We start from the raw sequence: 6,259 nt of genomic DNA on the forward strand, positions 1-6,259 counted from the left end.
GCTAATGCGCTCCCCTCTCTGACAAGGGCGGGGAGCAACGTCCCTACACCAGCGGCCCATTCGCTACCGGCGGATCGAACAGCGGCACGCCCTCGCCATTGTACCGCACCGGCTGCACCCGCGTATGCCGGTTGGGATCGAACAGCGGGTCGCCGGTGATCTTCTCGTAATCGCGCGCATGGAACACCAGCATGTCGCGCCCGCGCTCGTCGACGGTGAAGCTGTTGTGGCCCGGCCCGAAAATCTTGTGCTCGACCGACGTCTTCATCACCGGCTCAGGCGACTTGGTCCAGACAGCGGGGTCCATGATGTCGGCATCATCGCGCGCGGTCAGCATGCCCAGGCAATAGCGCGCATCGGTCGCGCTCGCCGAATAGGTCAGGAACAGCCGCCCGTTGCGCGCGAGGATCGCCGGTGCCTCGGCCACCTTGTACCCCCGGATTTCCCACGGCAGCGTCGGCACGGTCAGCCGGGCGGGCTTCGCCGCCAGCGTCAGCGGCGTGGCGAGCGGTGCGAGATACAGGTTCGAATTCGTCTCGATCCCCGGTTCGCGCTGCGCCCATGCCAGATAGCGGGTGCCGCGATGGACGAAGCTGGTCGAATCGAGGTTGAAGCTGTCCCACGGCGTCTGCAACTGGCCGAGCACGGTCCATGTGCCGGTCATCGGATCGGCCCCATCACACACTACCGCATAGGTGCGGATGCGGAACACGTCCTCGCCGCCGCCGCTGGGACCGGCGGCGAAATACATGATCCATTTGCCGTCGATTCGGTGCAGCTCGGGCGCCCACAGGAACCCCGACATCGGCCCCTTCGCCTCGTGCCGCCACAGCACCTTTTCCGGCGCGGTCGTCAGCCCGGCGATGGTGCGCGACCGGCGCAGCACCAGCCGGTCATATTCAGGCACCGATCCGGTCAGATAATACCAGCCGTCGGTGTGGCGAAACACCTGCGCATCGGCGCGGTTCTTCACCAGCGGGTTGACGATCCGGGTCGAGCGCCGCTGCGCGAACGCGGGCAGCGCGGCGCTTGCCGCCATGCCGCCCAGAACAGAGCGGCGGGTAAGCGATAGGGTCATGGTCACTCTCCTTGGGGCCGGGCCACCGGCCAGCCGTCCGCACCCCAGTGCAGGGTCGCGATCCGCAGGGTCGGCGCGCCGGCGTTTTCCTTGTCATAGGCATGGTAGACGAGGCGGTCGACACCGTCGGCCCCGCGATACTGGCCGGCATGGCCCGGCCCGCGAAACCGCCCCTTCTCCTCCAGATCGGCGCGCAGCAGCAACGTGCCGCCGCCCGCCAGCATCGAACTACCGTCCTTGCCACGATACGGCCCGGCGATCGTCCGCGACCGGCCGATCACAGTATAATAGGTGCTGTTCACGCCCTTGCAGCAATAGTCGTAGCTGGCGATCAGCCAGTACCAGCCGCCCCGCTGGAAGATATAGGGCGCCTCGATGATCGACGGCGCGCCGGCGGGCACCGGGCGGCTGGCGAGCGCCAGCGGTTTGGCGGCGGGGCGCAGCGGCTTGCCGGTCACGGGGTTCAGCTCGACCAGCTTCAACCCGCTCCAGAAGCTGCCGAACGACAGCCAGTGCCGCCCCTGCCGATCGACCACGAACGCCGGATCGATCGCGTTATACGCATCGCCCGGCCGCGATTGCAGCACCATCCCCTCGTCGCGCCAGCCATAGCCCGGCCGCTTGGGGTCGAGCGTCGGCGTCGTCGCCAGCCCGATCGCCGATCGGTTCGACCCGAAGGTCGATACCGAATAATACAGCCGGTAACGTCCGTTCACGAACGATATGTCGGGAGCCCACAGGTTGCGCGCGCCGGGAATGGCGCGCGCCGCCCACTCGGGCAGGCTCGCGAACGGCGGCGTGCCCGGTGCCCATGTCACCAGATCGGCGGAGGTGCGCGCCGCGATCAGCCCCTGCCCGTCCTTGCCGATGCCGGTCGAAAAGACGTGCCACGTCGCCCCCTCGCGGATCAGCACCGGATCGTGGACCGGGCGGATGTCGGCGGCAGGCGGCGCGGTCTGCGCCCCCGCCGCCAGCAGCGCGATCGCCGCGAGGATACGGCGCGGGCGCATGCTACTGCGCCACCGGCCAGCCATCGGCGTCCCAGTTCAGCTTCTGCACCTGCAACGTCGGCGCGCCGTTCCGCTGCGTGTCATAGGCGTGATAGACGATGTAATCGCCCGCCGCCTCCTGCAGCACCGCGACATGGCCCCGCCCGACATAGCGCGCCCCCGTCCCCCGGCCCGACGCCAGCACCGCCGACCCGCCACCGTCGAGCATCGATTTGCCCGCCTTGTCGAGATACGGCCCGGTCACGGTCTTGGACCGGCCGACGACGGTGTTGTAGGTGCTGTCCGCGCCCTTGCAGCATTCGTCGAACGACGCGAACAGGTAATAATATTCGCCGCGCCGCACGACGAACGGCGCCTCGACCGCGCCCGGCGCGGGCCGGCTCGCCAGCGGATAGATCGTCTGATCGCTCGCCAGCCGCAAGCCCGTGGCGGGGTCGAGCCGGATCAGCTTGATGCCGCTCCAGAAGCTGCCGAACGCCATCCATTCGCGCCCGTCGGCATCGGTGAACACGGCGGGGTCGATCGCGTTGAAATTGTCGGTGGTCTGCGACTGGATTACCGCGCCCTTGTCGCTCCATCCGGCGGCGGGCGAATTCAGGTTCAAGGCGCTGTTGGTGGTCAGCCCGATCGCCGACTGATTCCGCCCGAAAGTCGATACCGAATAATACAGGCGATATTCGCCGCCGCGCTTGACGATGTCGGGCGCCCAGATGCCGGTCGTGCCCGGCACCGCCGTGGTCGCCCACGACGGCAGCGCGGTATAAGCCGCCCCGCGCCACGTCCACCCGGTCAGATCGGTCGAGGTGCGCGTGGCGAGCAGCCCTTCGCGGTCGCCGACCGCGCCGGTGGCGAACAGGTAATAGGTGTTGCCGTCCTTGATGATCGCCGGATCATGGACCGGCATCGTATCGCCGGTAAGCGCGAGGCCGACCGGGGTCGCGGTGGCGGTCGGAGTCGGCGTGGGGGTCGGCGTCGGCGCGGGATAGACGGGTGCCGAGATATTGCCGCTGGCATCGGTGCCCGAGATGCCGTTGCATCCGGCGAGGAGCAGGACGAGCGCGGCGAGCGGAAGCGTGGACCGGATCATGGAATCACTCCGAGAATAGGGGGATCGGCGAACGGGCGGCGCCAAGCGGCCGCCCGCACGGGCACCGATCAGTCGAGCGAGAAGCGCAGGCCCACCGCGAAGGTCCGCGACAGCAACGTCGTGCCCAGGTTGAACTGGTCGGCGTTGCCCGCATCCTCGAACCGGTAGTAATTCTGCTGCGTCTGGCTGGTCAGGTTGACCGCGTCGAGCGTCAGCCCCAGCCGGTCGGTGATGCCGTAGGTGAGCTGGAAATCGAGGCTGCTCTCCGGCCGCCGCCACACGCCGATCGGGTTGGCGAACAGCCGCGCCTCGTTGTTGGCGAGGAACTCCTTGCGCCACACATAGGAGAGGCGCGCACCAAGACCGCCCTTTTCATACGCCAGCGTGGTGTTGAACGACAGGTCGGAGACGCCGAAGAACGCCGACTCCGTCTCGCCGGTCACATTGCCCGACCCGTCGGTCAGCGGAATGTTCTGCTTCGAATCGAGCAGCGTCAGGCTCCCCTGAAATCCGAACCCGTCGAGGATCGAGGGCAGATAGGTCGGGAAATAGGTCAGCCCCAGTTCCGCCCCCTTCAGCACGCCGTTCGAGGCATTCTCCGGCCGCGTGACCGCGAAGACATTGGTGTTCAGCCCCGAATTGGGGATCGTCAGCACCGAGGTCAGCGGCACGACCAGCCCGTCGATCTCGCGCCGGAACAGCGTGGCATACAGCGCGCTGTTGCGTTCGAAATACCATTCGGTCGAAAAGTCGTAGTTCTTGGCGACGGTCGGCCGCAGCCCCGGATTGCCCGCGCTGCCGCTGCCGCGCCCGATGCTGGTCAGGTCGCCGGTCAGGTTGAAATTGGGGTTCAGGTCGGCGAACCCCGGCCGGCGCAGCGTCTCGCCATAGTTGAAGCGGACCCGGAAATTGTCGGTGATCTCCCAGCGCAGCGTGGCGCTGGGCAGGAAGCGGGTGGTGCCCTGCGACGCGCCGGTCACGGCACCGCTCAGCCGGTCGGTGAACACCAGATCGGTATCGACATCGACATAGCGCACGCCCGCCTGAACGTGGAACGGCCGCCCGAACAGGTCGAACTGCCCGTCGGCCATCGCATAGGCGGTCATCGTGATCTCGTTGATGTCGAACACGTCGATCATCTTCAACTGGTCCGACAACTGGATGCCGGGGTCGACCGACCCGCGATACAATTGCCGGATCGCGTCGACATTGTCGTAGATATAGGTCCCGTTGGGCACCAGCCACGACGTCGGCACGCTCGCGCGCCCCTGGAAAAAGTCCTTGTTGACCAGTTGCAGCCCGGGATCGAGCGTCGACAGCTTGCGGCCCAGCCCCGGCGCGTCCTGCGTGCGCACCGAATCCATCGCGTTGCGGCTGTCGACGCGGATGCCCGCCTTCACCCGGCGCAGGAAACCGTTGTCCCAGCGGTTCTCGCCGTCGAGGTGCAGCGTGATCGCATCGCCCTTCGACCGGTTGGCATTGTCATAGAATTCGCCGACGTCCCACTGGGTCGGATCGACCAGCAGGTCGTTGTTGTCGAAATTGTACGACGGGATGCCGTTGCGGGTATTGAAGTCGACGTCGATCCGCCGCGCCACGCGGGTCAGCCGCATCGCGAGGAATTGCGTGTCGAACTGGCTGTTCTGATACGACAGGTCGGCGGTGACGCGCGCATTGTCGCCCACCTTCCAGTCGCCGTTCAGCGCATAGACGAAGCTGTCGGTCTTCGAGCGGGTATAGTCGCCGCTGTTGAAGCCGAACACGTCGCCGACCGAGCGCGCCTTGATGATGTTGGTGTCGGGATACAGCTCGATCGTCGAGCCGGGATTGGTGCCGAGCGCCCCCCACCAGTCGACGAAGCTGAAGAACAGGCTGTTCTGCGTCGTCGACTTGAACTGGTTCCAGAAGAATTCGGCGGTGTAGGTCGCATCGCTGCTGGGCGACCATTGCACCGCCGCGCTCACCGCCGGGCGTTCGCGCGTGCCGGCGACATCGGGGCTGAACACCGCGTCGCGCGACAGATAATAGGGCACCTGCCGCCCGCCGAGCAGGAAGGTCGAACCGGCGGCGGTCGGCAGCCCGCGCTCGGTGCCCGGCTGCCATGCGCCGGATTCGGGGAACACGCGCTGCAACGGCACGAAGCCCGGCGGCGGATTCTGGGTGACGAACGGCACCATCGCGCCCGACGTCACGCTCATGTCGCGGTACTTGGTCCGCGCATAGCTGCCGCTGACCAGCACGCCGATGTCGCCGATCCCGGTTTCCCAGCGGTTGCTGATGAGGCCCGAGACGTTGGGGTTAAACGTATCGGCCTGTTCGTTGTAGATGCCGCGCGCCACGCCCGACAGCGCGAAGCCGTCGAAATCGAACGGCCGCCTGGTGAACACGTCGATCTGCCCGGCGATGCCGGTTTCGATCTGGTCGGCCGCGCGCGTCTTGTACACGTCGATCCGCTTGACGAGGTTCGCCGGAATATCGGCCAGCGCGAACGCCTGTCCCGACGCGGTGAAGATGTTGCGCCCGTTCATCGTGGTCAGCGCATCGGGCAGGCCGCGGATCGAGATGCCCGCCGCCTCGCCGCCGGCACGGTTCGTCACCTGCACGCCGGTCACGCGCTGCAACGCCTCGATGACGTTGTTGTCGGGCAGCTTGCCGACATCCTCGGCGACGATCGAATCGACCACCTGCGTCGCGTTGCGCTTGACGTTCAGCGCGCCGAGGATCGACGCGCGCACGCCGGTGACGACGATCTCGTCCTCGCTGTCGGGGGTCGCCTCGCGCGCCGGGGTGCCATCGGATGACTGTTCGGGCGCATCGGTCGGCGTGCCGAGCGGGGCGCCGATGCCATCGGGCGTATTCGCCCCTTGCGTGGTCTGCGCCAGCGCCGGCGCACACAGCAGCGACAGCGACGATGCCGATGCCAGAATGATCGGTCTGAAACCCATTTCCCTCTCCCTGCCTCGAGCCGTTGGCGGCTTCGATATACTCGGACAAATACGGAGAAATTCGAACAGGTGCAATGGGAAAAGTATGAGTAATCGTTCGTGCGATTACCGTTACGGTATGGCGGGGGATTGGGGCAGG

General features: G+C 66.8%; 3 protein-coding genes and 1 pseudogene. All 4 read right to left on the minus strand.

The window, feature by feature from the left end:
- Window positions 1-49: 49 nt before the first annotated feature.
- A pseudogene (locus ASE78_RS03210) lies at window positions 50-1,078 on the minus strand (glycoside hydrolase family 43 protein); the annotation flags it as partial.
- Between the two features lie 2 nt (window positions 1,079-1,080).
- The gene (locus ASE78_RS03215; RefSeq protein WP_056493147.1) at window positions 1,081-2,088 is read right to left on the minus strand and encodes an arabinan endo-1,5-alpha-L-arabinosidase; all 1,008 of its coding nucleotides are present in this window, start codon (window positions 2,086-2,088) and stop codon (window positions 1,081-1,083) included.
- A gap of 1 nt (window position 2,089) precedes the next feature.
- Complete coding sequence (locus ASE78_RS03220; protein WP_056493150.1) at window positions 2,090-3,175, minus strand: arabinan endo-1,5-alpha-L-arabinosidase; 1,086 nt, start codon at window positions 3,173-3,175, stop codon at window positions 2,090-2,092.
- A 68-nt stretch (window positions 3,176-3,243) separates the two neighbouring features.
- Window positions 3,244-6,120, minus strand: coding sequence for a TonB-dependent receptor (locus ASE78_RS03225; RefSeq protein WP_056493152.1), 2,877 nt, complete (start codon window positions 6,118-6,120; stop codon window positions 3,244-3,246).
- Between the last annotated feature and the right edge of the window lie 139 nt (window positions 6,121-6,259).

This window comes from Sphingomonas sp. Leaf25 (assembly GCF_001421635.1).
Taxonomy (GTDB): domain Bacteria; phylum Pseudomonadota; class Alphaproteobacteria; order Sphingomonadales; family Sphingomonadaceae; genus Sphingomonas.